A 24,505-nucleotide genomic window follows, 5' to 3' on the forward strand; every position below is an offset into this window, starting at 1 on the left:
GCGGACGGTATGACGGCAATGCCGCGACCCGGTGTCAATCCGGGCCGGCCGCGCTGCAAAAATCGAGCCCTGGGCCGGGCCGTCCGTTGCGGGCCGCAGACTCATCCGTATGATACCGCGAACCGGGCCCCTATATCTTCCTTAGATGCAATTGATTATGCTGATGTGCAAGGCAATATTGTCAGGCCGGCACGCAAGCAAAACTAGGCGGCGCCTTCGCGCTTGGCCGCGCGCTTGCGGCGCGATTCCTTCGGATCCGCCACCAGGGGGCGGTAGATCTCGATGCGGTCGCGTTCGCGCAGCACCGTGTCGAGGGTTTTCTTTTTCGCGTAAATACCGACCGGCTGGGTGCTCAGGTTGATGTCCGGATGGGCCTGCAGTACGCCGCTCAGCTCGATCGCCTCACCGATGGTCGTGCCGGAGCGCACCTGCATGGGGTGCAGGAATTCGAAGCCGGCGCTGGCGTAGCAGACCGTGACCTGCAGCATGTCAGCCATAGACCGCCTCGGCGCGCTTGCAGAAGGAGTCGACCATGCTGTTGGCGATCATGCCGAACACGGGGCCGATGATCTGTTCCAGGATGATGCTCGAGAATTCGTACTGCAGGTCGAAGTCGATCTTGCAGGCGTCTTCGCGCAGGGCCTTGAAGCTCCACGTGCCTTCCATCATCTTGAAGGGGCCGTCGACGAGGTGCATCTTCATCTGCGTCGGGCGGTTGTTGTGGTTGGAGGTGGTGAAGCTCTGCTTGACGCCGTGGAAGTTAATCTGCAGGCAGGCGACCAGCTTGTCCTCGCTGCGTTCCAATACTTTCACGCCGCCGCACCAGGGGAGGAATTTCGGATAATCTTCGACCTTGGCGACCAGGTCGAACATCTGCTCCGTGCTATAGCCGAGAAAAACTGATTTGTGTACTACTGCCATTGGTCAACCGTTTGTTATGATGTTGGACGAGTTGCATTTTGCGCCACGCAGTTTGTACCGCCGGCGCCACAGCAGTAGTTTAACCGAGACGCGGATTTTCGCTATTTCATGAGTATTGTTGACAATAAAAAAGCTTTTTTCGACTACTTCATCGAGGACCGGTATGAGGCCGGCATCGTGCTGGAGGGGTGGGAAGTCAAGGCCATCCGCGAAGGCAAGGTTCAGATCAAGGAAGCCTATGTCGTCGTGCGTAACGGCGAACTGTTCCTGTTCGGCGCCCACGTCAGCGCGCTGACGACGGCGTCCGCATTCAGCCACCCGGAGGCGCTGCGCACGCGCAAGCTGCTCCTGCACCGCGCCGAGCTGGACAAGCTGGTCGGCAAGGTCGAGCGCGCCGGCTATACCCTGGTCCCGCTCAACCTGCACTTCAAGGGCGGCCGCGTGAAGTGCGAGATCGGCCTGGCCAAGGGCAAGAAGCAGCACGACAAGCGCGCCACCGAGAAGGACCGCGACGCCAAGCGTGAAGTCGCCTCGGCGATGAAACAGCACCGCCGCTGATCACCCCGGCAGGGCGAAGACCCGGGCGTCCGACTGCGCGACCGCCTCCTGGTCGTGCGTCGAGAAGAAGAACAGGCGCGCCTCCCTGCCTTCCCGCAGTCGCTCCATCATGCAGGCCTTCGCATCCGCATCGATGCCATTGGTCGGTTCATCCATCAGCACCACGGCCGCATCGCTCGCCAGGCCGCTGGCCAGCATGAACTTCTTGCGGGTCCCGAGCGACATCTGGCCGAAACGCTTGCCACGATGGGCGCTCAAGCCGAAGCCATCGAGCAATCCGGGCAGCGCCGGCGCCTCGCCCTGGGCGCGCAGGGCCAGCACCATGCGCAGGAACTCATCGCCCGTCATGAACTCATAGGCCACCGACTCGTCGGGCACCCAGGCCAGCTGGCGCCGCGCCTCCCGCGGCAACGCCGCCATGTCATGTCCCTTGACGGCGATCCTGCCCTCCTGCAGCGGCTGCACGCCCGCGAGCAGCGACAGCAGGGTCGATTTGCCGGCGCCGTTCTCGCCCATCAGGGCGACGACACCGGGGCCATACGAGAAGGACAGGCCGCTGAACAGCGCCAGTCCCGAGAATTGCACAGCAAGGCCTTCGGCTTCGAGCAGGGTCATCACGGGTTCACAGTAGCAGGAAGCTCGCGACCAGGATCGCGACCTTGATCAGGACGCCATCCTGGTGGCGCTGGAGGAAGGGAAGCCCCAGCAGGGGCAGCACGGCGAGGGCCGCCGCGCCGTGGCGCAGGAGCTGCGCGGCGACCTGCGCGCCGTGATCCGGCTGCAGCAGGCAGGCCGCCCAGGCGCCGGCGAACAGCAGGCCGCTCGCGCCCAGCACCACCAGATGCTCGCTCAGCGCCATGCGCATGGCGCCGCGCGGCAGGCTGGCCAGGAAGGGCTGGAGCGGCTGGCGCGTGGTCCAGAACAGGTAGTAGAAGCCGGACATCACGGCGATCGCGAGCCAGCAGCCGACCTTCACGAACGCGCCCGATTCGGCGAGCTTGCCGGCACCGAAGACCATCCACAGGCTGGCGGCCATGATCCCGGCGGCCAGCGCCAGGCGCGGCAAGGTCGCGTGAAGGTGGCGGCGCGCCAGCACGATGCACTGTAGCCGCAGCAGGAAGAGCGCGCTCGCGCCGTCCGGGCTGCGGCCGGCCGCACGTGGCCTGCCGACGCGGAGCACTGTGCCCGCGCGCACCGCCATCCTCGCCACCGCTGCGCCAATTACCAGCGCCGCTAGCGAGACGCCCACCGGCTCGGCCAGGCCGCACAGCGCTGCGAAGCCGAGGACATGCAGCGCCCAGGCCAGGCGCCCTGCTCCACCCATCGCGAGCCTGGCCACGCCAAGCGTGAGCACCGCCAGCAGCAGCGCCTGTGCAGCAAACAGGGCGCCGCTTCCGCCGCCGCGCGCGACGGTCCACGCGGCCAGCCCGGCCGGCACCAGGAAGACCTGCAGGCTCACGAGCAGCATCGCCGCATCGACAAAGGGCCCGGCGCGCACGGCGCCCGGCAGGGAACGGACAAAGCCCGCCAGCGCCCCACCCGCGATGAAGGGCCGGTGCACGCGCACCCACACGAACACGCAGGCCAGCCAGCCGAACGCCCAGCCGGCACTGGCAAGCGGGTCGCCTGGCGCGCGCCAGAAATGCAGGATCGGTGCGGCCAGCACTTCGGGGCGCTCGGCCAGCGCGGGGCCGCTCAAGGCCAGCACGACCGCCAGCACGTGCGCATAGCGCAGGTAAAGCGCAAAGGACTGCCGGCGATACCATGCGCGCCGGCTGCGCAGCAGCAGGAAGAAAGGATGCTCAGGCGCCAAGCGCGCCTCCAGCGTGGCGGGCCACGCCTACGCGCCGGGCGCCGCGAAGCGCCGGGAAAGGCGCCACATCAGGAAGCTCAGCAGCACGCCGATGGCCGCACCGCTGGCCAGCTTCAATGCGCTGCCGAACAGCAGCGGCGCCACCAGGCCCGAGACCAGGGCGAAGGACATCATCTGGATGAAGCCGACCATCGACGCCGCCAGGCCGCGGTTGTTCGGGAACAGGCCCATGGCCGCGAGCTGGATGCCCGGCATGGCCACCGCGAGGCCGAACGTGAACACCGCCAGCGGCAGCACCGCCCAGGGAATCGTGGCCGGGAACAGCAGGTTGTAGCCGACGTTCAGCACCGAGCCCGCGGCCATGACGGCGTAGCCGATCCACAGCAGGCGCCCCGGCGGCGCTTTCGCCGCGCGCTTGCCGCCCCAGCCGGATCCCAGCACCATGCCGCCGATCAGCGGGATGAACATCCAGGCGAAGGCCGTCTCCGGCAGGCCCAGGATCTCCATGACGAAGTTGGCGGCCGAACCGATGTAGAGCGACAGGCCGCCGAACACCAGCCCGAGCGAGAGCGCGAGCATCACGAACTGCGGATTCTTCAGCACCATCAGGTAGTTGCGGGCGATCGTCACCGGGTGGAAGACCTGCCGTTTTTCTACCGGCAGGCTCTCCGGCAGCATGCGCGTCACCAGCAGCATCATGGCGACGCCGAACAGGGCAAGGAAGAGGAAGGTCGCGCGCCAGCCGAAGGTCACGTGCAGCCAGCCGCCCAGCACCGGCGCGATGGCGGGCGCCAGGCCGAACACCATGATGATGTGCGACATGATCTTCTGCGCCTCCGCGCCGCTGAAGCGGTCCTGCACGATGGCCTGGCCGATCACCGAGCCGGCGCCCGCCGACAGGCCCTGCAGCGCGCGGAACACCAGCAGCCAGCCGAGCGTCGGCGCCCAGGCCGCGCCCAGCGAGGACAGCGTGTAGAGCGCCAGGGCGCCCAGGATCACGGGGCGGCGGCCGAAGGAATCCGACAGCGTCCCGTAGAACAGCATCATGAGCGCGAAGGTGAACAGGAAGATGCTGAGGGTCTGCTGCACCGCCACCGGCCCCACCCCGAACTCGACCCCGATGGCCGGCATGGACGGCAGGTAGGCGTCGATGGCGAGGGCCCCGGTCATGCCGAGGCAGGCGAGGATGGTCGTGAGAAGTCGTTGCATGGCAGTGCCTTGGATAGTCACACGACACCGCGAGGGCGCGGTGTCGAAAAATCGTAACCGGCACTGCAAACAGCAGGATCCCGGGGGACGGGATTGTACTGGATTTCATGCGGACCTTCCCGAGCACCCCTTCAAACGGCAGAGCTCAACGCAGCGAGCTGCCGAAGCGGTCGAAGCGCGGCATCCAGTTGCCCTGGTAGTCGGCCGAGACCAGGATGCGCTCGGCGCGTCCGATCAGGAGGTGGCGCGGCACGAAGCCGATGTAGCGCGAGTCCGCGCTGTTATCGCGGCTGTCGCCCAGCATCAGGTAGGCATCCGCCGGCACGGTCACGGGGCCGAAGTTGCGCGGCACGTCGCGCTGCGGCATCAGCTGGATGCGGTGCTGGCGGCCGTCGACCACCTCGACGAAGCGCACGGCTTCGAGCTCGCCTTCCGGCGCGATCTCGGTCGCGGTCTCCTGCGGCGTGTAGTCGGACAGGACACCATTGATGACCAGGCGCTCGTTGCGCATCTCGACCCGGTCACCCGGCAGCGCCAGCACGCGCTTGATCAGGCGGGTGCCGTCCGCGGGCGAGGTGAAGGTAACGACGTCGCCGCGTTGCGGCTCGCCGGTGCGCGCCAGCACCACGTCGGTAAGCGGCAGCTTGACGTTGTAGGCCAGGCGGTTCACGAAGACCACGTCGCCTTCCAGCAGGTTGGGCCGCATCGAGCTCGATGGAATCGGGTTCCAGTCCGCCACGGCAGTGCGGAACACGCCGAACAGCAGCAGGAACGCCAGGAAACCTTTATTGGCACGCAGGAACGCTTTCATCGCACAACCCTCCTCTTGTTATGATGAGAACGTTATACGCGGCCATCCTTTAGCAATGCTTAAATGTTAATCACGGGTGGCGTGTAACAACGTTGTCATATTCTCCAACTACACTGCCTGCGCCGCCACTACGACTCAGACCCATGGATATGAAACAAAAGGCTTTGGAGATCGAGGCCAGGCCCGTTCCCGACGGAGGCGCTTTCCTGAACCGGGAGTTGTCGCTGCTCGAATTCAACCGGCGGGTGCTGGCCCAGGCCGAGGACCCGTCCATTCCCCTGCTCGAGCGCCTGCGCTTCCTGACCATCGTGTCGGGCAACCTGGACGAGTTCTTCGAGGTGCGCGTGGCGAGCCTGCTGGCCCAGCACCAGATGGAGGCCGGCCACAACGGCATCCCGCACGCCCTGCACCAGACATTGGCCCGCGCCAGCACCGAGTGCCGCCACCTGATCGACCGCCAGTACAAGCTGTTCAACCAGGAGATCCTCCCGCTTCTGTCCCAGAACGGCATCCACATGCTGCGCCGGAGCGAACGCAATGCGGCCCAGCGCGCCTGGGTCAAGGCCTTCTTCGACAAGGAAGTGCGCCCGCTCCTGACGCCGATCGGGCTCGATCCGGCCCACCCCTTCCCGCGCGTGGTCAACAAGAGCCTGAACTTCATCGTCGAGCTGGCGGGCAAGGACGCCTTCGGGCGCGGCACGGGGATCGCCATCATGAAGGCGCCGCGCGTGCTGCCGCGCGTGATCCGGCTGCCCAGCGAACTGTCGGACAAGAAGGGCGAGTCCTACTGCCTGCTCTCCTCCGTCATCCAGGCCCACATGGCCGACCTCTTCACCGGCCGCGAAGTGGTGTCCTACTCGCAGTTCCGCGTCACCCGCAACAGCGACCTGTGGGTGGACGAGGACGAGGTCAAGAACCTGCGCCAGGCCCTGCAGAGCGAACTCCATAGCCGCAACTACGGCTTCGCGGTGCGCCTCGAAGTGGGCCATGCCTGTCCGCCGCACCTGTCGAACTTCCTGCTCGACCAGTTCCAGATCGACCGCTCGCGCCTGTTCGCCGTGGACGGTCCCGTCAACCTGGGCCGCATGCTGGAAATCGCCAATACCCCGGACAAGTCGGAGCTGAAGTTCGCGCCCTTCACGCCGGGTTTCCCGCCCAAGCTCGGCGGCCCGGACATCTTCGCCACCCTGCGCCGCCAGGACGCGCTGCTGCACCACCCCTTCGAGTCCTTCCAGCCGGTGATCGACTTCATCATGCAGGCCGCGAGCGACCCCTGCGTGGCCGCGATCAAGCAGACCATCTACCGCGCCGGCATGAATTCCGACCTGATGGAAGCGCTGATCGCCGCCGCGCGGCGCGGCAAGGAAGTCACCGTCATCGTCGAACTGATGGCGCGCTTCGACGAGGAAGCCAACATCAACTGGGCCGAGCGCCTCGAGCAGGCCGGCGCCCAGGTGGTGTACGGCGTGGTGGGCCTGAAGACCCATGCCAAGCTCGCGCTCGTGCTGCGCCGCGAAGAGAACGGCTTGCGCCGCTACGCCCACCTCGGCACCGGCAACTACAATTCGACCACCGCCAAGTTCTATACCGACTTCGGCCTGCTCACCTGCGACGACGAGATCACGGCGGACGTCAACGAGGTCTTCATCCACCTCACCAGCCTGACCCGCCCGAAGGCCATTACCAGCCTGTGGCTGGCGCCCTTCTCGCTGCAGAAGGAAGTCGTGCGGGCGATCCGCGAAGAGGCCGCGATCGCGAAGGCGGGCCGCCCGGCGCGCATCATCGCGAAGATGAATTCGCTCACCGACGATTCGGTCATCAAGGCGCTGTACGAGGCTTCGCAGGCCGGCGTGCGCATCGACCTGATCGTGCGCGGCGCCTGCTCGCTGCGCCCCGGGGTGGCCGGCCTGTCCGAGAACATCAAGGTGCGCTCGATCGTCGGGCGCTTCCTCGAGCACTCGCGGATCTATTACTTCCGCAACGGCCTGAAGCACGACATCTACCTGTCGAGCGCGGACTGGATGAACCGCAACCTGTTCCGCCGCGTCGAAGTCGCCTTCCCGATCCGCTCGCCGGCACTCAAGCGCCGCGTGCTGCGCGAAGGCCTGCATCCCTACCTGAAGGACAACGTCAATGCCTGGGAACTGGGCAGCGACGGACGTTACCGCCGCAAGAAGACGCGCGGCAGCCAGAAAGCCTTCAGCGCCCAACAAACCCTGATGGAGACGCTCGGCGCGGGCGTCCACTCGAACAAGGAGAACGAGCATGGACCTGATCCTGTGGCGCCACGCCGAGGCTGAGCCCCACGTCGCGGAAGGCGACGAGACAGGCGACCTGAAACGCGCGCTCACTCCCAAGGGCAAGCGCCACGCCGCCCGCGTCGGCGCCTGGCTGCACCGCCAGCTGCCGGACGACGTGCGGGTACTGAGCAGCCCCGCCAGGCGCTGCGTGCAGACGGTCGAGGCACTGGGCCGCAACTACAAGCTGGTGGAAGCGCTGGCGCCGTATTCGTCGGCGGAAGCCATCCTCGATGCCTGCGGCTGGCCGGACCACCGCCAACCGGTGCTCATCGTGGGCCACCAGCCCCTGCTGGGCGAAGTGGCGTCGCTGGTGCTCGCCGGCAGCAAGATGGATTGGCGCATCCGCAAGGCGGGGGTGTTCTGGATCAGCCAGAAGGCCGGCAGCGACAAGGACGAGGGCAATGCGCCCTATGTGAAGCTGGTCGTCGGGCCGGACTTCGTCGGCCAGCTGCGCTAGGCTGCCACCGGCGGCTGGACTGCCACCCAACGTAGGGTGGGCGATCCTTCGCCCACGCGTTCAGGCAATGCGAAAGCGGACGAGACGCCTCAGCTCACCGTGGCGTTGAACGCGTGGGCGGAGACCGCCACCCTAGCGAAAGGCGCTCACACTTCGCGGGCCTGGAACGCGATCCCGATCTCGCTCCAGGCTTCTTCTTCCTTCATCAGCCACGGCCATAAGGTCGGGTGCTTGCCCAGCAACTGGGCCGGCAGATCGAGCTCGATCCGCGTCGCCTTCATGCGCGCCTTCAATCCCGCCAGGTCCTCATCCGCGCGGGCATGCATGAACACCACCGCCATGCGCAGCGCCAGCACGGCCTTGGCGAGATCCAGGTCGAACAGGGCGTCGCGAATCTTGCGCAGATTGCCCTTCTGGCCCAGCAACAGGGTGCCCATCAGGCGCTGCTCGCGCGTGGTGAACCCGGCCAGATCGGCGTTTTCGACGATGTAGGCGCCGTGCTTGTGCGCACCCGTCATCGAAATCGCCAGGCCGACTTCGTGCAGCATCGCACTCCAGCACAGGTAGGGGCGGCGGGAGTCGAGCGGTTCCAGCTGCTCGTAGACTTTGGAGGCGATGCCGGCCGTGCGCATGGCGCGCTGGCCGTCCACGCCGAAGCGGCGCATGCAGGCGCGGATCGCGGCGTCGCGCCGGTCGCGGCTGTTCGCGCGCAGTTCGAGGTCGGACAGCACGCCCAGGCGCAGGCCGGCATTGATGGCGGTGAGGCGCTCGATGCCGAGTTCCTGCATCACGCCGATCAGGACCGTCAGCCCCCCCACCATCACAGGCACCCGCTCCTTCTTGATGCCCGGCATGCTGAACGCGTCGACGTGGCCGAGTTCGAGCAGGATGTCGCGCAGCGCATGCAGGCTGGCCTGCGACATGCTGCCGTCGCCGATGCTGTTCTTCGCGATCACTTCCGCGATGGCGCGCATGGTGCCGGACGAGCCATAGGCCGCGTCCCAGCCCTGGGCCTTGTACAGGTCCGCGGCGTCCTCGAAGCGGGCGCGCGCCTCGGTGACGGCGGCGTCGAAGCGGCCCGCCGTGATGCGGCCGTCGGCGAAGTAGGCGGCGGTTTGCGGATGGGTGCCGATGCCGAAGGATTCGACCAGGGTGATTTCCGGCCCGATGGCGGCGATGACCTCGGTGGAGCCGCCGCCGATGTCGACCACGATGCGGCGCTCGTCCGGCTTGTCGATGGCGCGCGCCACGCCCATGTAGATCAGCCGGCCCTCTTCCTCGCCCGAGATGACTTCGATGGGATGGCCGATCGCCGCCTCCAGCTGAGGCAGCAGCTGGTCGGCATTGCGCGCCACGCGCAGGGTGTTGGTGGCCACCACGCGCACGGCGTCGAGCGTGTATTCGTCGAGGATGGCGCGGAAGTCCTGCAGCGTGCGCACGGCCGTGCGCATGGCGGCGTCGCTCAGCAGATTGTCCTTGTCGAGGCCTGCCGCGAGGCGGATCGGATCGCGCGCGGTGCGCACGATGTGCATGCGGCCGCCCGCCGGCTCGCCGATGTGAAGCCGGAAGCTGTTGGACCCGAGGTCCACTGCTGCGAACATATGCGCTCTCGTCTGGTGGTGTCGTCGGGAGCAGTATACAAGGTCGGGACGCCCTTTTGCAGGGGCGCGCGCACCTTATCGCTTCGCTTGCGGGCGGCGCAGGCCGTACCAGGCGCCCACCAGCACCGGAGCGCCGAGTGTCAGGGCGGAGACGAGATCCCAGACGCCGTCGCCCAGCAGGGCGGCGATGAGGCCGATGGTGGTGAGCACGCCCAGCAGGATGGGGGCGCCCCAGATTTGGGAACGTGTGCGGATCATGATGCCTTGTTGGATGCGGCCAGCGCCGGCGTCTCGTGCGCCGTGCCCTGCCCTTGCTTGACGGGCTTCGGAGCGCGGTTGCGCTTGAGCCAGAGATACAGGCCGCTGCCCAGGATGATGATGGTGCCGATGTCGAGCAGCGCCCACAGGAGCTTCATGGGCTGGCCGCCGTAGTCGCCGAAGTGCAGCGGCTGCGACAGCAGCAGCGCGGTCAGGTACCAGGGCAGCTCGCGCTGGTCGGTGATCTTGCCGGTGGCGGCGTCGATCAGCACGGGCTTGTACAGGCGCGAGCTGAAGGCTTCCTCGCCGCGCATGAAGACGCCGTAGTGGTGCGGGCTGGAGAACGGGGTGCCGGGGAAGGCCACGAAGCCGACCCGCATGCCCGGTTCGGCGGCTTCGGCGCGCACGATGGCATCGTGCAGCGACGACATCCTGGTGACCTGCGGCTGGCCCTCGTAGGGCTTGAGCATGACGGCGAGCTCGTTGTTCTGCCAGTACTTGAGCAGCAGGTCGGCCCAGGTGTTGATCATGCCGGTCGCTCCGACCACGAAGACCCAGACCAGGGTGACGATGCCGAGCAGGTTGTGCAGGTCGAGCCACTTGATGACGCGGCTGCGCTCGTGGCGCACGGCGCCGAAGTCGAGCTTGCGCATGAAGGGGGCATAGAGCACGGCCCCGCTGACCACGGCCACGAGCAGCAGCAGCCCCATGAAGCCGAGGAACAGCATGCCCGGCAGGCCGGCGAACATGTCCACGTGCAGGCGCAGCATGGTCGACATGAAGACGCCGCCCTCGAAGGCCGGCTCGGTGATGACCTTGGTGGTGCGGGAATCGACGGCGATCGGCTTGTAGTGCTCGTCGTTCGGATGGTCGCCCAGGGTCACGTTCCAGATCGCCGGCTCGTCGATTTCCATCGAGATGTACATCGGGATCTTGGACGGATACAGGGCCTGGGCCGAGGCCAGCACGGCGTCGATGTTGCCGCGCGGGGGATGCGCGCCCATCTCGGCCGGCAGGCTCGGGGCCTCGACGTCGGTGCCGAGCAGGTGGCCGATTTCATGGTGGTAGATCAGCGGCAGGCCGGTCAGGCACAGCAGCAGCATGAAGACGGTGCAGACCAGGCTGCTCCACTTGTGGATCCAGCTCCAGCGCCGGAGTTTCGAGGGGGACATGAGGCGACGAGATTGCTTGAACAGGGGAATAATAATGGTTCTCATTTACAGAGGCAAGCCGAAACCGGTAAAATGACAATCATTCTCAATAAGAACCCACCGTACTCTGATGAAACTGCTTCGCCTCTCCCCGATCGCCCTCGCCATTGCCACCTTCGCCGCTTCAGCCCAGGAAACGCCCACCGAGCCCGTCGCCACCGTCGTCGTCAGCGCCTCGGCCGACGCCTCGGCCCAGGGCCTGCCCTCCGCCTACGCCGGCGGCCAGGTCGCCCGCGGCGGCCGCCTCGGCCTGCTGGGCAATGTGGACATCATGGACACGCCCTTCAACACTACCAACTACACCCTCGGCATCATCCAGGACCAGCAGGCGCGCAGCGTCGGCGACGTGGTCGCGAACGACCCGGCGGTGCGCTCGGCGCGCGGCTTCGGCAACTACCAAGAGCTGTACATGATCCGCGGCTTCCCGGTCTATTCGGACGACATGGCCTACAACGGCCTGTACGGCCTGCTGCCGCGCCAGTTCGTGGCCTCGGAGCTGCTGGAACGCGTCGAGGTGCTGCGCGGCGCGAACAGCTTCGTCACCGGCGCCCCCCCGGGCAGCGGCGGCATCGGCGGCTCGATCAACCTGCTCCCGAAGCGTGCGGCCAACAAGCCGCTCACGCAGGTGACAGCCGGCGTGGAAACGGGCGGCCAGGGCTACCTCGCCACGGACGTCTCGCGCCGCTTCGGTGAAGAGAACCGCCTCGGCGTGCGCGTGAACGCCGTGCGCCGCGACGGCGACACCGCAGTGGACCGCGAAAGCCGCGAGCTGAGCGTGTACGCGGTCGGCATGGACTACCGCGGCCGCGGCTACCGCCTGTCGGCCGACCTCGGCCACCAGGACCACCAGCTGCGCGGCGCCCGCCCGAGCGTCACCGTGAATGACGCGCTGCCGATCCCGGCTGCGCCCGACAGCGACAGCAACTATGCCCAGCCCTGGACCTTCTCAGGCGAACGCGACACCTTCGGCACGCTGCGCGCGGAAGCCGACCTGCCGGGCGGCGCCACCGCCTGGGCGGCGCTGGGCATGCGCAAGGGTATTGAATCCAACATCATCTCCTCGCCGACCGTCACGGCCGTGAACGGCGCCACCACCATGACCCGCTTCGACAACGTGCGCGAAGACGACGTGCGCACCGGCGAAGCCGGTGTGCGCACTGAACTGAAAACCGGCGCGGTCTCGCACAAGCTGAGCGCCTCGGCATCGACCTTCCACGCCGAGTCGAAGAATGCCTATGCGATGAGCGACTTCGCCGGCTTCCCGTCGAACCTGTATCGTCCGGTCGACGCTCCGGCGCCGTCCAGCAGCTTCTTCACTGGCGGCAAGATGAACGATCCGCTGCTGACCCAGAAAACCATCGCCTCGAGCCTGGCGATCGCCGACACCCTCGGCTTCCTCGACGAGCGCGTGCTGGTCACGGTGGGCGCGCGCTACCAGAAGCTCAAGGACTACGGCTACGACTACGGCACCGGCGCACCGAACGCCGCCTATGAAGAAGGCGAACTGACGCCGGTGGCCGGCATCGTCTACAAGCCCGCCAAGGGCGTGTCCGTGTACGCCAACTATGCGGAAGCACTGCAGAAAGGTCCGGTCGCTTCGGGCGTCAACATCGTCAACCAGGGCGAAGTCTTCGCACCCTACGTCTCGCGCCAGAAGGAAGTGGGCGTCAAGGTCGACAGCGGCAAGCTGGGCATGAGCGCGGCCCTGTTCACCACCTCGCGCCCGAGCGGCGCGGTGGTCGACAACCGCTTCGGCATCTACGGCGCCCAGCGCAACCGCGGCGTGGAGATGAACGTGTTCGGCATGCCGATGCAGGGCCTGCGCCTGCTGGGCGGCCTGACCCTGCTGGACGCCGAACAGGAAAGCAGCGGCAAGGACGTGATCGGCGTGCCGAAGACCCAGCTGAACCTGGGCGCCGACTGGGATGTCCCTGGCGTGCAGGGCCTGGCGCTGAACGCGCGCGTGCTGTACACCAGCAAGCAATACGCCAACGACGCGAATACCCAGCAGCTGCCATCGTGGACCCGCCTGGACATCGGCGCGAACTACCTGCTGCGCTTCATGGACCGCGACGTGACGCTGCGCGCACGCATCGACAACGTCACCGACAGGCGCTACTGGGCATCAAGCGGCGGCTATCCGGGCTACGGCTATCTGGTGCAGGGCAACCCGCGCAGCGTCGTGGTCTCGGCGACCGTCGACTTCTGATGCAGCGCGCTCCCGCGCAGGCGGGAGCTTAATGCGGGCGCACGTCCTGCTTCAGCGCCGCCAGGGCCATCTTCTCGACCAGCCCTGGCGCCAGCAGTTTCAGGAAGCGCCCCACCTTGCCCTTGGCCGTCATCACCACCTCGCGCTTGCGCCCGTCCATCCCGGCGACGATCAGGCGCGCGCACTCTTCCACGCTCATGGCGCCCTCTTCCTTCAGGGCGCTCGATCCCATCGTCTCCCCCTGTGCATTGAAACCGCGGTAGCGGATCTGCGTGGCCACCACGCCCGGGTAGGCGGTGGTGACGCTGACGCCATAGCCCTTCATTTCGGCACGCAGGGCTTCGAAGAAGCCCGTCATCGCGAACTTGCTGGCGCTGTAGGCGGTGCGGCCAGGCACGCCGACCAGGCCGGCCAGCGAGGACACGGCGACGATCTTGCCCTTTGAGGCCTTCAGGGCCGGCAGCGCGGCCTGGGTGCACCAGACGCTGCCCCACAGGTTCACCCGCATCAGTTCCTCGTACCAGGACAGGTCCTCGACCTCCTCGAACAGCGCATGCGCCGAGCGGCCGGCATTGTTGACCAGGACGTCGATGCGGCCGAAGCCCTCGATTGCGCTCACGACCAGGCGCCGGCACTGGATCTGGATGCCGACGTCGGTCGGAACGGCGAGCGTCTGCGCGCCAAGGGCAGCGCACTCGCCGGCCACTGCTTCGAGCTGCGCCGCGTTGCGTGCGGCCAGCACCAGGGCGATGCCGGCGCCCTCTTTTGAAGCCAGCTGGCGCGCCATCTCGGCGCCGATGCCATCCGAGGCGCCGGTGATGACGACGACACGGCTCATTTTTGCGCCTTCACGATCTGCATGGCGCTGGCGATCACGCTGCTCATGTCGCCCATATTTGCCGGGACGATCAGCGAGTTGTTGGTCTTGGCCAGCTTTTCGAAGGCGTCGACGTAGTGTTCGGCCACGCGCAGGTTGACGGCGTCCATGCCGCCCGGCTCGCGAATCGCCGCGCCCACCTGGCGCAGCGCGGCGGCGCTCGCATCGGCCAGCGCGACAATGGCGCTGGCTTCGCCCTGGGCGCGGTTGATGGCGGCCTGGCGCTCGCCTTCCGAGCGCAGGGTCGCGGCTTCGCGTTCGCCGCTGGCGATGTTGATCTGTTCCTGGCGGCGGCCTTCCGAGGCAGCGATCAGGGCGCGCTTCTCGCGCTCGGCCGTGATCTGGCGCTGCATCGCATGCAGGATCTCGCTGGGGGGCGTCAGGTCCTTGATCTCGTAGCGCAGCACCTTCACGCCCCAGTTGGCGGCCGATTCGTCGATGGCGTTGACGATGGTGGTGTTGATGTGGTCGCGCTCTTCGAAGGTTTTATCGAGCTCCATCTTGCCGATCACCGAACGCAGCGTGGTCTGGGCCAGCTGGGTGATGGCCTGGATGTAGTTCGAGGAACCGTAGGAAGCACGCATGGCGTCGGTCACCTGGAAGTAGAGGATGCCGTCGACCTGCAGCTGGGTGTTGTCCTTGGTGATGCAGACCTGGGGCGGCACGTCCAGCGGGATCTCCTTCAGGCTGTGCTTGTAGGCGATGCGGTCGACGAAGGGCACGACGATGTTCAGGCCCGGGGCCAGCACGGCGTGGAACTTGCCGAGGCGTTCGACGACCCAGGCGTGCTGCTGGGGCACGACGTTGATCGTCTTGAAAATGAAGACCAGCGCGATGATGAAGAAAACCAGGGCGACGGTACCGAAGGTGAATTCCATGAGCATCCCTTATAAATGTTAGTCAACTATTCGTTGATCTTATGAATTGGCGACGATGAGGCGGTTGCCGAGTACTTCGACGATGCGGAAGTTGCCCGCTTCCGGCAGCGCTCCGGGGCCGAGCTCGACGTCCCAGAGGGCGCCGCGGTACATGACGCGCGCGCGGCCATCGTTCCAGGCATCGACCAGCACGCGCTGGCCGATGTCGAGGTTGACGTTGCTGTCGCGCGTGGCGTCCCGGCGCGCCGGGCGGCCGAAGCGGCTGCGGTGCAGGATGGCGGTGGCCACCAGGCCCACGGCGGCCGCGGCGAAGGTCTGCAGCGGCCCGCTCAGACCGAGCCAGGCGGCGAGCGCGCCGGCCAGCAGGCCGATCGCGATCATCAGGAGATAGAAGGTGCCGGTGAACAGTTCGGCGATCACGAGGATGCCGGCCGCTACCAGCCAGCTCATCAAATCGGTCATCGGTTTGTCTCCTTTCGTAAGGTTTGAGAAAGTAAAAAACCCCCGCGGCCTGCAAGAGGCGGCGAGGGTTCCATGGTGTCGGTGCGCTCGATTATTGTGTGCTTTCTGGCAGAGAGTTGTCTATGTCAGTGTAGCAGGTGTAGGTAGGAATGGAAGGGTTCCGGCCCTGGATTATTGGTGGCGCATAGCATTGCTGTTGAAGCGGCTCGGCGTCTGCTTGAACGCGTGGGCGTTCGTACTTCAGGCCACTGACCTGAAGTACCCCGCCCACCCTGCATTACTTCGCTGCCAGCCTGTTCCAGGTATCGATCACCGAATCGGGATTGAGCGACATCGACTCGATGCCCTCACCCACCAGCCACTCGGCGAAGTCCGGATTGTCCGACGGCCCCTGGCCGCAGATGCCGATGTACTTGCCCTGGGCGCGGCAGGCCTTGATCGCCAGCGAGAGCATGGCTTTCACGGCCGGGTCGCGCTCGTCGAAGTCCTTGGCCAGCAGCTCCATGCCGGAGTCGCGGTCCAGGCCCAGGGTCAGCTGGGTCAGGTCGTTCGAGCCGATCGAGAAGCCGTCGAAGTACTCCAGGAACTGCTCGGCCAGGATGGCGTTGGACGGTACCTCGCACATCATGATGACGCGCAGGCCGTTCTCGCCGCGCTTGAGGCCATACTTGGCCAGCAGGCCGATGACCTTCTCGGCCTGGCCCAGGGTACGCACGAACGGAATCATGATCTCGACGTTGGTGAGACCCATCTCTTCGCGCACGCGCTTCATGGCCATGCATTCCATCTCGAAGGCCTCGGCGAAGTCCTCGGCCAGGTAGCGGGCGGCGCCGCGGAAGCCCAGCATCGGGTTTTCTTCGTCCGGCTCGTAGCGCGAGCCGCCGATCAGCTTCTTGTACTCGTTCGACTTGAAGTCGGACAGGCGCACGATGACGGGCTTCGGCCAGAAGGCCGCGGCAATGGTGGCGACGCCTTCGGCCAGCTTGTCGACGTAGAAGGCGCGCGGCGACGCATGGCCGCGGGCGACCGATTCGACCGCCTTCTTGAGGTCCGCATCGATGTTCGGGTACTCGAGGATGGCCTTCGGGTGCACGCCGATGTTGTTGTTGATGATGAACTCGAGACGCGCCAGGCCGACGCCGCCGTTCGGCACCGACTGGAAGTCGAAGGCCAGCTGCGGGTTGCCGACGTTGAGCATGATCTTGGTCGGGATCGGCGGCAGTTCGCCGCGCGAGACTTCGGTGATCTCGGTTTCCAGCAGGCCGTCGTAGATCTTGCCTTCGTCGCCTTCGGCGCAGGAGACGGTGACGAACGTGCCGTCCTTCAGGGTCTCGGTCGCGTCGCCGCAGCCGACCACCGCCGGCACGCCCAGTTCACGGGCGATGATCGCCGCGTGGCAGGTACGCCCGCCGCGGTTGGTGACGATGGCCGAGGCGCGCTTCATGACCGGCTCCCAGTTCGGGTCGGTCATGTCGGCGACCAGCACGTCGCCCGGCTGCACGCGCTCCATCTCGCTCGGGTCGTGGATCACGCGCACGGGGCCGGCGCCGATCTTCTGGCCGATGGCGCGGCCCGAGGTGAGCACCGTGCCCGAACCCTTGAGGCTGAAGCGCTGCTGCGAGTCGGTGGCCTTCTGCTGCGACTTCACGGTTTCAGGACGCGCCTGCAGGATGTAGAGCTTGCCGTCGCGGCCATCCTTGCCCCACTCGATGTCCATCGGACGGCCGTAGTGGTTCTCGATGATGACGGCGTACTTGGCCAGTTCGACGACTTCGGCGTCGGTGAGCGAATAGCGGTTGCGCAGCTCGATCGGCACGTCGACGGTCTTCACCGAACGGCCGGCCTTGGCTTCGCTGGTGAACTCCATCTTGATGAGTTTGGAGCCGATGTTGCGGCGGATGACCGGCGACTTGCCCTGCGCGAGCATCGGCTTGTGGACGTAGAACTCGTCCGGGTTCACGGCGCCCTGCACCACGGTCTCGCCCAGGCCGTAGCTCGAGGTGATGAACACCACGTCCTTGAAGCCCGATTCGGTATCGATGGTGAACATCACACCCGCCGCGCCGGTGTCCGATCGCACCATGCGCTGCACGCCGGCCGACAGCGCAACCTCGGCGTGGGTGAAGCCTTTGTGCACGCGGTAGGAGATCGCGCGGTCGTTGTAGAGCGAGGCGAAGACGTGCTTCATCGCTTCCAGCACGTTGTCGATGCCGACCACGTTCAGGAAGGTTTCCTGCTGGCCTGCGAAGGATGCGTCGGGCAGGTCTTCGGCGGTGGCCGAGGAGCGCACGGCAAAGGAGACTTCGGTACTGGAGTCGGCCACGAGGCGCTCGTAGAAGTCGCGGATCTCGGCTTCCAGGCGCGGCTGGAAGGGCGTGTCCACGATCCACTGGCGGATCTCGGCGCCGGCGGCAGCCAGCGAACGGACATCGTCGATGTCCAGGTTTTCCAGGCGCGTGGCGATGCGCTGGGCCAGCGATGGGCCGCCAACGCTGTGCTCGAGGAAGTCGCGGAAGGCGTCGGCCGTGGTGGCGAAACCGGTTGGGACGCGTACGCCGGCGGTGGCCAGCTGCGAGATCATCTCGCCGAGCGAAGCGTTCTTGCCGCCGACGGATTCGACGTCGCTCATGCGCAGGTTTTCGAACGACGCCACGTAGGTACGTGTCGCCTGGTCAGGCTCCTTCAATGCCGCTACAGACAGGTTAGTCATGGTGATACACCCTTACTTGAGATAGAAACCTTTTGGCCGTAGTTGATCATGAGCTGGGCGACGGAGTGTTCTTGTTATTCTGGCCGTCGTGCAGCACAATGCAGACCCGTTGCCGAGCATTTTAACCCGTGCGCGGGCGATGCACACCGCACAATGCTGCAACTTTGTCACGACGACTTAGCAAGACGACACCATGACCATCGAAGCAACCGTCCCACCAGCCCCCGGTTTGACGCCCAGCGCGCGCACCGTCTTCTTCGTCTCCGACGGCACCGGCATCACCGCGGAGACCTTCGGCCATGCGGTGCTGAGCCAGTTCGAGATGCGCTTCCGCCAGATCCGCCTGCCTTTCATCGACTCGATCGACAAGGCGCACGACGCGGCCCGGCGCATCAACGACAGCTTCGCGCGCGACGGCCAGCGGCCGATCGTGTTCTCGACCCTGGTCAAGCACGACCTGTCGAGCGTGATCCGGGCGGCCAACGGCATGCACATGGACCTGTTCCAGACCTTCGTGGCGCCGCTCGAGCAGGAACTGGACATCAAGTCGACGCACACCATCGGACGCATCCACAATGCGGTGGATACCGAGGAGTACAAGAACCGCATCGAGGCGATCAACTTCTCGCTGGCGCACGACGACGGGCAGTCGCACAAGAACCTGGCCGAGGCCGACGTGATCCTGGTCGGCGTGTCGCGCTCGGGCAAGACCCCGACCAGCCTCTACCTGGCGATGCAGTACGGCCTGAAGGCCGCCAACTACCCCCTGATTCCCGACGACTTCGAACGCGGCAAGCTGCCCTCTTCGCTGCCGCCCTTCAAATCCAAGCTGTTTGGCCTGACCATCACGCCCGAGCGCCTGTCCCAGATCCGGAACGAACGCCGCGCCGGCAGCAAGTATGCGTCGATCGAGAATTGCCGCTATGAGGTGAACGAGGCGGAAGCGATGATGAAGCGCGAAGGCATCCGCTGGCTCTCGTCGACGACCAAGTCCATCGAAGAAATCGCCACCACCATCCTGCAAGAAATCAAGCCGGACCGCCGCGAATATTAACCGCGGGGTCAGAGTTGAATTGTTGGGAAACTTTTGAAAATTTCCCGTATTTCGACTCTGACCCTCATTCGTGTTCTTCTCGAGCTATTTCCCAACAATTGGGGTCAGAGTCGAATTCTTTGATAACTTTTCGAGTTTTCCAATAAATCGACCCTGACCCTCGACGGTTTGGCGCCTGAAATAAGCGAATACCAGTTAGCCCAGCAATTCATTCACTCGGACAATTGATCCGGCAAAGTTTTCGATTGCGAGCAGCAAGAATTGCTGGCAAACGAATGAGGGTCAGAGTCGAATTATCGAGCAATTCCAAGTAATTGCCCAACAATTTGACTCTGACCCTATTTCATTTTTTGGGCAAAATGCTTGTAGCAATGAGGGTCGGAGTCGAATTGCGGGCAATTCTGGGGAATTGCTCAACAATTTGACTCTGACCCCGCGGTTCCCCCGCGGTTCGGGCTAGAAGAAGTGGCGCCAGTCTTCGAGCCAGCCGGGGAAGGCGGCGGCCTCCATGGGGTTGGCGATGTGGTAGCCCTGGGCGTAGGTGCAGCCGAGGTTTTGCAGGAAGTCCCAGTCCTGGCGGGTTTCCACGCCGACTGCCACCGACATGCGCTCTAAGCTGTGGGCCAGGCCGAGGCAGGAGCGCAGGACCGTGCCGAGCGGGCGGCGCTTGGAGGCGCCGTCGACGAAGCTGCGGTCGATCTTGAGTTCGGTGAAGGGAATCCGCGCCAGCAGCTGCAGGTTCGAGCGGCCGGTACCGTAGTCGTCGATGGCCAGGCCGAAGCCCATCATGCGCAGGCGGACCAGGCGTTCGATGAAGTTCGGATCCGTGTTCAGGACCGAGGATTCCGGCATCTCGAAGGTCAGGTATTCCGGCATGATGCCGTGGCGCCCGATGCAGGCGGTGATCTGGCGGACGAAAGCCGGGTGCGCCAGGGTTTCGGGCGCCAGGTTCAGCGAGATCGGAACGGGAATGCCCTGGTCCTGGAGCCAGCGGCAGCGCTCGGCCGACAGTTCGATCATGCTCCAGTCGAGGAAATCGACCCGGTTGTTCTGTTCGAGCGCGTCGATGAAGGACGCGGGGCCGAGCACGCCGTGTTCCGGATGGCGCCAGCGGGCGAAGGCTTCCAGGCCTTTCACCTGGCCGGTGGCAAGCTCGATCTTGGGCTGGAAGAAGGGTTCGAACTGGCGCTTCTGCAGGCCGATGCCGATGTCCTGGAAGCTGAAACGCGGAGCCGCGGGGCGGTCCTCGAGCCGCACCGCCGGGGTGTAGTTGTCCAGCAGGGGCTTGAGCTTGATGGCGGTGACCGGCTTGGCAATGGTGCCCAGCAGGTCGACGCCGAATGCCAGCGCCAGGGTCTCGACCGAGAACAGCAGGTTGGCCGGCTGGGCGCCGGTGACGATCAGGCGCGGGCCGCTCGGCAAGCCGCCCAGGTTGCGCAGCAGTTCCAGGCCGTCCATGCCGGGCAGCGCGAGGTCGACGATCGCGACGTCGACCCTGGGGCCGATGCCCGCTTCCAGGCGCTGCAGGGCCAGGTGCCCGTCGGGTACGTCGGTGACCCGGCTGGCGCCCAACTGGCCGAGCAGCTCCACCAGCGCTCTGCGCTGGGCCGCGTCGGCTTCCGCCACCAGGAAATGCAAATGCGCGATGTCCATCTCTACTCCACTCTGCCAGGCCCTAGATTACCTTGAGCCCGGCCTGGCGTCTATCCCGCACTTAGTTGCCTGATCTCTGCTGCTGGCGCAGCTGTTCGAAAAAGCACACCGCGGCGCAGGCGGCCACGTTCAGGGATTCCACCTTGCCCGCATGCGGGACCGCGACCCGGTGCGTCGCCAGCTCCAGCAGTTCGCGCGAGATGCCCTGCCCTTCGTGGCCCAGCACCCAGGCGACCGGGGCGCGCAGGTCCAAGGTATAGAGCTGCTCGCTGGCGTAGCCACTGGTGGCCAGTACCGGCACCTTCGCCTCACGCACCAGGGGCCCCAGCTCGACGTTCTCGAAGATGTCGAGGACGAAATGGGCGCCCATCGCGGCGCGCAGCACCTTGGGCGACCAGCAGAACGCCGTGCCAGGACTGCAGTAGACCTGCTTGATGCCGCTCGCCGCCGCGCTGCGCAGGATCGAGCCGACGTTGCCGGGATCCTGCACGCCGTCGAGCAGGACGGCCGACTCGATCAGTCCCGCAGGTTTGGACGGCTTGGGCGACTCGACGACGAAGACGATGTTCACGCCGTTCTCGACCTGGCTGATGGCGCCGAACAGCGCGTCCGGCAGCGCCGTCACCTGCGCGTGCCGGCCTTCGCACTCGGCCACGATGGTGGCCACCTCCGGATTGCCCAGTGCGCCGTCCGACACCACACAGTGCAGCGGTGCGCCGCGCAGATCCAGCCAGGACTGGCACAGGTGCACGCCGTCCAGCAGGCTCTGGCCGGCCTTGCGGCGCGCCTGCGAACTGGTGGCGAGCGCTTTCAGCTCTTTATAGAACGCGTTGTCGCGCGAGGTAATACTCTTCATGCCGCGAACAGGTCGGTCTGCAGCAGATCCCGCACCGGCCCGAACGAGCGGCGGTGCACCGGCGACGGGCCGTGCAGGCGCAGGCGTTCCAGGTGCAGCGCGGTCGAGTAGCCCTTGTGCTGGTCGAAGCAGTATTGCGGATACTGGGCGTGCAGCTGGACCAGCGCGGCGTCGCGCGCGGTCTTGGCCAGGATCGAGGCGGCCGAGATGGCGTGCACCTTGTCGTCGCCCTCGACCACTGCGTGGGCCTTGACCTCCATGGGCGGGCAGCGGTTGCCGTCGATCAGGGCGATGGTCGGCAGCAGCGAGAGCGCTTCCACCGCGCGGCGCATCGCCAGCATGGTCGCGTGCAGGATGTTCAGGGTGTCGATCTCTTCGCAGGTGCACTCGGCGATGGCCCAGGCCAGCGCGTGTTCCTTGATTTGGGGCGCCAGCTCGTCGCGGCGTGCTTCGGTCAGCTTCTTCGAGTCGCGCAGGCCTTCGATCGGCTTCTTCGGGTCGAGGATGACGGCGGCGGCGAACACCGGACCCGCCAGCGGACCACGGCCCGCCTCGTCCACGCCGCAGACGATGTCGAGGTCGGTGAAGGGCCGCAGCCGGGGCGGCAGGCCGGGGTAAAAATTGAACTTCTTCTTGCTCATTTCCGCTTGTTTCCGCTTGTTTCCGCTTGTTTCCGCTTGTTTCCGCTTGTTTCCGCTTGTTTCCGCTTATTTCCGTTTCCCGATCACGCGGAGCACCGCGTCCGCGCTCGCCTCGGCGCTGTTGCGCAGCAGGCTGTGATGCATGTCCGTGAAGCGCCGCGCCAGAAGCTCGCTGCCCGCCGGGTCGTTCAGCTGGCGCCACACCGCATCGGCCAGCGCCTGCGGGGTGGCCGCATGCTGAAGATACTCCGGAACGACGAACTCGCGCGCCAGGATGTTCGGCAGGCCGATCCATGGCTGGTAACCCATGTGGCGCATGATCTGCCAGGAGGCCTCCATCACCTTGTAGGCGATCACCATCGGCTTCTTGAACAGCGCCACTTCCAGCGTCGCCGTGCCCGATGCCACCAGCACCGCATCGGCCGCCGCGATGCACGCGTGCGATTGCCCGTCGAGCAGGCGTACGGGCACGTCCGCCAGGCCCGCCTTTTCCACGATCTGCGTATAGAAGCCACGCTGGCGCTCGCCCGCCATCGGCGCGATGAACACCAGCTTCGGGTCGCGCTGCGCCAGCAGCTTCACGGCGCGCACGAAGGGTTCGACCAGGTACTTCAGCTCGCCCATGCGGCTGCCCGGCATGATGGTCACCACGCGCGCATCCGGCGCAATGCCGAGCGAAGCGCGCGCAGCCGCCACATCGGGCGCCAGCGGAATCATCTCGGCCAGCGGATGGCCGATATACGTCACCGGCACGCCGGCCGCGCGGTAGATCGCTTCCTCGAAGGGGAAGATGACCAGCATGTGCGACACGGCGCGCTTGATCTTCTTGATGCGCCCGCCGCGCCAGGCCCAGATCTGCGGGCTGACGAAGTGCACGGTCGGGATCCCCTCGGCGCGCAGCTGCTCTTCGAGTCCCAGGTTGAAACCCGGGTAGTCGGCGCCGATGAAGGCGCTTGGTCGTTCGGCGAGCAGGCGGTCGCGCAAGGCGTTCTGGATGCCCTTGATTTCCCGGTAGCGCGGGATGATCTCGAACAGGCCGCGCACGGTCAGCGTCTCGATGGGCACATCGGAGACCATGCCCTGCTCGATCATGCGCTCACCGCCGATGCCGTGGAAGCGCACGTTCGGGAGGTGCGGCTTCAATCCCGCCATGAGGCGCGCGGCGAGCATGTCGCCGGACACCTCGCCGGCGACCATGGCCAGGCTCACGCCCGGGCGCTGCGGGTCGAAGGACGAATTAGCGGACGATGCCACGGGTCGCCGTGTCGAGGAAGTCGCGCATCGCGCGGATGTCGCCGGCGGCTGCCTGCGAGCGGCCTTCTTCTTCGATGAGCGCGGCCTTCGCCTCTTCCAGGGTCAGGCCGGAGCGGTACAGCAGCTTGTAGGCGGCGCGGATGCCGTCGATCTGCTCGCGCGTGAAGCCGCGGCGGCGCAGGCCTTCGATATTGACGCCGCGCTGGCCCGCCGGGTTGCCCGACACCAGCACGAAGGGCGGCACGTCCTGGGTCAGGCTGGTGTACATGCCGATGAAGGCATGGGCGCCGATCTTGCAGAACTGGTGCACGCCGCAGTAGCCGGACAGGATGGCGTGGTCGCCCACGTGCACGTGGCCGGCCAGCTGGGCATTGTTCGAGAAGATGGTGTGGCTGCCCACACGGCAGTCGTGCGCCAGGTGGACGTAGGCCGAGATCCAGTTGTCGTCGCCCAGGCGGGTCACGCCTTCGTCCTGGGCGGTGCCCAGGTTCATGGTGACGAACTCGCGGATGGTGTTGCCGTCGCCGATCTCGAGGCGGGTCGGCTCGCCGGCCCACTTCTTGTCCTGCGGCGCGCCGCCGATCGAGCAGAACTGGAAAAACTTGTTGTCCTTGCCGATCGTCGTGTGGCCCTCGATGACCACATGCGGGCCCACCACGGTGCCCGCGCCGATGCGCACGTTCGGACCGATGACGGAATACGGGCCGACCTCGACCGAGCTGTCCAGCTCCGCCCTGGGGTCGACGATCGCGCTAGGATGGATGTTGCTCAT

The 24,505-nt window shown here is 66.1% G+C and carries 23 protein-coding genes; 5 read left to right on the forward strand and 18 right to left on the reverse strand.

Features of this window, described 5'->3' with window-relative positions; genetic code table 11:
- Positions 1-203 precede the first annotated feature (203 nt).
- Positions 204-497 carry an RnfH family protein gene (locus ACQ7JA_RS18925; RefSeq protein WP_430900542.1) on the reverse strand — a complete coding sequence of 98 codons (294 nt, stop codon included), beginning with the start codon at positions 495-497 and terminating at the stop codon, positions 204-206.
- The gene (locus tag ACQ7JA_RS18930; protein WP_430900544.1) at positions 490-921 is read right to left on the reverse strand and encodes a type II toxin-antitoxin system RatA family toxin; all 432 of its coding nucleotides are present in this window, start codon (positions 919-921) and stop codon (positions 490-492) included. The genes ACQ7JA_RS18925 and ACQ7JA_RS18930 overlap by 8 nt, the downstream gene beginning before the upstream one ends.
- A gap of 108 nt (positions 922-1,029) precedes the next feature.
- Between ACQ7JA_RS18930 and smpB the strand changes: the two genes are divergently transcribed.
- Positions 1,030-1,479 carry an SsrA-binding protein SmpB gene (gene smpB, locus ACQ7JA_RS18935; protein ID WP_258828828.1) on the forward strand — a complete coding sequence of 150 codons (450 nt, stop codon included), beginning with the start codon at positions 1,030-1,032 and terminating at the stop codon, positions 1,477-1,479.
- Here the strand turns inward: smpB and ACQ7JA_RS18940 are convergent, their stop codons facing one another.
- The 4 genes from ACQ7JA_RS18940 to lepB all read right to left on the reverse strand — a co-directional run bounded on the left by ACQ7JA_RS18940 (position 1,480) and on the right by lepB (position 5,312).
- Complete coding sequence (locus ACQ7JA_RS18940; RefSeq protein ID WP_430900547.1) at positions 1,480-2,094, reverse strand: ATP-binding cassette domain-containing protein; 615 nt, start codon at positions 2,092-2,094, stop codon at positions 1,480-1,482.
- Between the two features lie 7 nt (positions 2,095-2,101).
- A complete protein-coding gene (locus tag ACQ7JA_RS18945; RefSeq protein ID WP_430900549.1) occupies positions 2,102-3,292 on the reverse strand; it encodes a hypothetical protein in 1,191 nt (396 codons plus the stop codon).
- Positions 3,293-3,319: 27 nt separating this feature from the next.
- Positions 3,320-4,501, reverse strand: a complete 1,182-nt coding sequence (locus ACQ7JA_RS18950; RefSeq protein ID WP_430900551.1) for a multidrug effflux MFS transporter — start codon at positions 4,499-4,501, stop codon at positions 3,320-3,322.
- Positions 4,502-4,646: 145 nt separating this feature from the next.
- Positions 4,647-5,312 (reverse strand): signal peptidase I, encoded by a 666-nt coding sequence (gene lepB / locus ACQ7JA_RS18955; protein ID WP_430900553.1) that lies wholly within the window; start codon positions 5,310-5,312, stop codon positions 4,647-4,649.
- 143 nt (positions 5,313-5,455) lie between these two features.
- Here lepB and ppk1 point away from each other — a divergent pair, with 143 nt between their 5' ends.
- Together ppk1 and ACQ7JA_RS18965 are read left to right on the forward strand one after the other, a co-directional pair.
- Positions 5,456-7,612 (forward strand): polyphosphate kinase 1, encoded by a 2,157-nt coding sequence (gene ppk1 / locus ACQ7JA_RS18960; protein WP_430900555.1) that lies wholly within the window; start codon positions 5,456-5,458, stop codon positions 7,610-7,612.
- The gene (locus ACQ7JA_RS18965; RefSeq protein WP_430900557.1) at positions 7,578-8,069 is read left to right on the forward strand and encodes a SixA phosphatase family protein; all 492 of its coding nucleotides are present in this window, start codon (positions 7,578-7,580) and stop codon (positions 8,067-8,069) included. The genes ppk1 and ACQ7JA_RS18965 overlap by 35 nt, the downstream gene beginning before the upstream one ends.
- A 146-nt stretch (positions 8,070-8,215) precedes the next feature.
- On the opposite strand, the gene ACQ7JA_RS18970 is transcribed toward ACQ7JA_RS18965, so the two are convergent.
- From ACQ7JA_RS18970 to ACQ7JA_RS18980, 3 genes are all read right to left on the reverse strand, one after another.
- Complete coding sequence (locus ACQ7JA_RS18970) at positions 8,216-9,670, reverse strand: Ppx/GppA phosphatase family protein (RefSeq protein WP_430900559.1); 1,455 nt, start codon at positions 9,668-9,670, stop codon at positions 8,216-8,218.
- Positions 9,671-9,745: 75 nt separating this feature from the next.
- Positions 9,746-9,928, reverse strand: a complete 183-nt coding sequence (locus tag ACQ7JA_RS18975; protein WP_430900561.1) for a hypothetical protein — start codon at positions 9,926-9,928, stop codon at positions 9,746-9,748.
- Positions 9,925-11,100: a PepSY-associated TM helix domain-containing protein gene (locus ACQ7JA_RS18980; RefSeq protein WP_430900563.1), complete on the reverse strand. Its 1,176-nt coding sequence runs from the start codon at positions 11,098-11,100 to the stop codon at positions 9,925-9,927. Before ACQ7JA_RS18980 ends, ACQ7JA_RS18975 begins: the two co-directional genes overlap by 4 nt.
- Positions 11,101-11,209: 109 nt before the next feature.
- On the opposite strand from ACQ7JA_RS18980, the gene ACQ7JA_RS18985 reads away from it, so the two are divergent.
- Positions 11,210-13,348 (forward strand): TonB-dependent receptor, encoded by a 2,139-nt coding sequence (locus ACQ7JA_RS18985; RefSeq protein ID WP_430900565.1) that lies wholly within the window; start codon positions 11,210-11,212, stop codon positions 13,346-13,348.
- A gap of 28 nt (positions 13,349-13,376) precedes the next feature.
- On the opposite strand, the gene ACQ7JA_RS18990 is transcribed toward ACQ7JA_RS18985, so the two are convergent.
- The 4 genes from ACQ7JA_RS18990 to ppsA all read right to left on the reverse strand — a co-directional run bounded on the left by ACQ7JA_RS18990 (position 13,377) and on the right by ppsA (position 18,275).
- Positions 13,377-14,186 carry an SDR family oxidoreductase gene (locus tag ACQ7JA_RS18990; protein WP_430900567.1) on the reverse strand — a complete coding sequence of 270 codons (810 nt, stop codon included), beginning with the start codon at positions 14,184-14,186 and terminating at the stop codon, positions 13,377-13,379.
- Positions 14,183-15,103 (reverse strand): SPFH domain-containing protein, encoded by a 921-nt coding sequence (locus tag ACQ7JA_RS18995; protein ID WP_430900569.1) that lies wholly within the window; start codon positions 15,101-15,103, stop codon positions 14,183-14,185. The genes ACQ7JA_RS18990 and ACQ7JA_RS18995 overlap by 4 nt, the downstream gene beginning before the upstream one ends.
- A gap of 39 nt (positions 15,104-15,142) precedes the next feature.
- Positions 15,143-15,565: an NfeD family protein gene (locus ACQ7JA_RS19000; RefSeq protein WP_430900571.1), complete on the reverse strand. Its 423-nt coding sequence runs from the start codon at positions 15,563-15,565 to the stop codon at positions 15,143-15,145.
- 277 nt (positions 15,566-15,842) lie between these two features.
- Complete coding sequence (gene ppsA / locus ACQ7JA_RS19005) at positions 15,843-18,275, reverse strand: phosphoenolpyruvate synthase (protein WP_430900573.1); 2,433 nt, start codon at positions 18,273-18,275, stop codon at positions 15,843-15,845.
- A gap of 193 nt (positions 18,276-18,468) precedes the next feature.
- Between ppsA and ppsR the strand changes: the two genes are divergently transcribed.
- Positions 18,469-19,329, forward strand: coding sequence for a posphoenolpyruvate synthetase regulatory kinase/phosphorylase PpsR (gene ppsR / locus ACQ7JA_RS19010; RefSeq protein WP_430900575.1), 861 nt, complete (start codon positions 18,469-18,471; stop codon positions 19,327-19,329).
- A gap of 456 nt (positions 19,330-19,785) precedes the next feature.
- On the opposite strand, the gene ACQ7JA_RS19015 is transcribed toward ppsR, so the two are convergent.
- The 5 genes from ACQ7JA_RS19015 to lpxA form a co-directional block, all read right to left on the reverse strand.
- Positions 19,786-20,982 carry an EAL domain-containing response regulator gene (locus ACQ7JA_RS19015; protein ID WP_430900577.1) on the reverse strand — a complete coding sequence of 399 codons (1,197 nt, stop codon included), beginning with the start codon at positions 20,980-20,982 and terminating at the stop codon, positions 19,786-19,788.
- Between the two features lie 61 nt (positions 20,983-21,043).
- Positions 21,044-21,838, reverse strand: coding sequence for a TrmH family RNA methyltransferase (locus tag ACQ7JA_RS19020; protein WP_430900579.1), 795 nt, complete (start codon positions 21,836-21,838; stop codon positions 21,044-21,046).
- On the reverse strand, positions 21,835-22,479 hold the full coding sequence (gene rnhB / locus ACQ7JA_RS19025; protein WP_430900581.1) for a ribonuclease HII: 645 nt from the start codon (positions 22,477-22,479) through the stop codon (positions 21,835-21,837). The genes ACQ7JA_RS19020 and rnhB overlap by 4 nt, the downstream gene beginning before the upstream one ends.
- Positions 22,480-22,545: 66 nt before the next feature.
- Positions 22,546-23,676 carry a lipid-A-disaccharide synthase gene (lpxB, locus tag ACQ7JA_RS19030; RefSeq protein ID WP_430900732.1) on the reverse strand — a complete coding sequence of 377 codons (1,131 nt, stop codon included), beginning with the start codon at positions 23,674-23,676 and terminating at the stop codon, positions 22,546-22,548.
- A 40-nt stretch (positions 23,677-23,716) separates the two neighbouring features.
- The gene (lpxA, locus tag ACQ7JA_RS19035; protein WP_430900583.1) at positions 23,717-24,505 is read right to left on the reverse strand and encodes an acyl-ACP--UDP-N-acetylglucosamine O-acyltransferase; all 789 of its coding nucleotides are present in this window, start codon (positions 24,503-24,505) and stop codon (positions 23,717-23,719) included.

This window comes from Massilia sp. BKSP1R2A-1, assembly GCF_050586525.1.
Taxonomy (GTDB): domain Bacteria; phylum Pseudomonadota; class Gammaproteobacteria; order Burkholderiales; family Burkholderiaceae_D; genus Telluria.

Excerpts from the sequence above, each read along its gene's own strand:
- ACQ7JA_RS18925 (WP_430900542.1), bottom strand. The coding sequence starts at position 497 with ATGGCTGACATGCTGCAGGTCACGGTCTGCTACGCCAGCGCCGGCTTC.
- ACQ7JA_RS18930 (WP_430900544.1), bottom strand. The coding sequence starts at position 921 with ATGGCAGTAGTACACAAATCAGTTTTTCTCGGCTATAGCACGGAGCAG.
- smpB (WP_258828828.1), top strand. The coding sequence starts at position 1,030 with ATGAGTATTGTTGACAATAAAAAAGCTTTTTTCGACTACTTCATCGAG.
- ACQ7JA_RS18940 (WP_430900547.1), bottom strand. The coding sequence starts at position 2,094 with ATGACCCTGCTCGAAGCCGAAGGCCTTGCTGTGCAATTCTCGGGACTG.
- ACQ7JA_RS18950 (WP_430900551.1), bottom strand. The coding sequence starts at position 4,501 with ATGCAACGACTTCTCACGACCATCCTCGCCTGCCTCGGCATGACCGGG.
- lepB (WP_430900553.1), bottom strand. The coding sequence starts at position 5,312 with ATGAAAGCGTTCCTGCGTGCCAATAAAGGTTTCCTGGCGTTCCTGCTG.
- ppk1 (WP_430900555.1), top strand. The coding sequence starts at position 5,456 with ATGGATATGAAACAAAAGGCTTTGGAGATCGAGGCCAGGCCCGTTCCC.
- ACQ7JA_RS18965 (WP_430900557.1), top strand. The coding sequence starts at position 7,578 with ATGGACCTGATCCTGTGGCGCCACGCCGAGGCTGAGCCCCACGTCGCG.
- ACQ7JA_RS18970 (WP_430900559.1), bottom strand. The coding sequence starts at position 9,670 with ATGTTCGCAGCAGTGGACCTCGGGTCCAACAGCTTCCGGCTTCACATC.
- ACQ7JA_RS18975 (WP_430900561.1), bottom strand. The coding sequence starts at position 9,928 with ATGATCCGCACACGTTCCCAAATCTGGGGCGCCCCCATCCTGCTGGGC.
- ACQ7JA_RS18980 (WP_430900563.1), bottom strand. The coding sequence starts at position 11,100 with ATGTCCCCCTCGAAACTCCGGCGCTGGAGCTGGATCCACAAGTGGAGC.
- ACQ7JA_RS18985 (WP_430900565.1), top strand. The coding sequence starts at position 11,210 with ATGAAACTGCTTCGCCTCTCCCCGATCGCCCTCGCCATTGCCACCTTC.
- ACQ7JA_RS18990 (WP_430900567.1), bottom strand. The coding sequence starts at position 14,186 with ATGAGCCGTGTCGTCGTCATCACCGGCGCCTCGGATGGCATCGGCGCC.
- ACQ7JA_RS18995 (WP_430900569.1), bottom strand. The coding sequence starts at position 15,103 with ATGGAATTCACCTTCGGTACCGTCGCCCTGGTTTTCTTCATCATCGCG.
- ACQ7JA_RS19000 (WP_430900571.1), bottom strand. The coding sequence starts at position 15,565 with ATGACCGATTTGATGAGCTGGCTGGTAGCGGCCGGCATCCTCGTGATC.
- ppsA (WP_430900573.1), bottom strand. The coding sequence starts at position 18,275 with ATGACTAACCTGTCTGTAGCGGCATTGAAGGAGCCTGACCAGGCGACA.
- ppsR (WP_430900575.1), top strand. The coding sequence starts at position 18,469 with ATGACCATCGAAGCAACCGTCCCACCAGCCCCCGGTTTGACGCCCAGC.
- ACQ7JA_RS19015 (WP_430900577.1), bottom strand. The coding sequence starts at position 20,982 with ATGGACATCGCGCATTTGCATTTCCTGGTGGCGGAAGCCGACGCGGCC.
- ACQ7JA_RS19020 (WP_430900579.1), bottom strand. The coding sequence starts at position 21,838 with ATGAAGAGTATTACCTCGCGCGACAACGCGTTCTATAAAGAGCTGAAA.
- rnhB (WP_430900581.1), bottom strand. The coding sequence starts at position 22,479 with ATGAGCAAGAAGAAGTTCAATTTTTACCCCGGCCTGCCGCCCCGGCTG.
- lpxB (WP_430900732.1), bottom strand. The coding sequence starts at position 23,676 with ATGGTCGCCGGCGAGGTGTCCGGCGACATGCTCGCCGCGCGCCTCATG.
- lpxA (WP_430900583.1), bottom strand. The coding sequence starts at position 24,505 with ATGAGCAACATCCATCCTAGCGCGATCGTCGACCCCAGGGCGGAGCTG.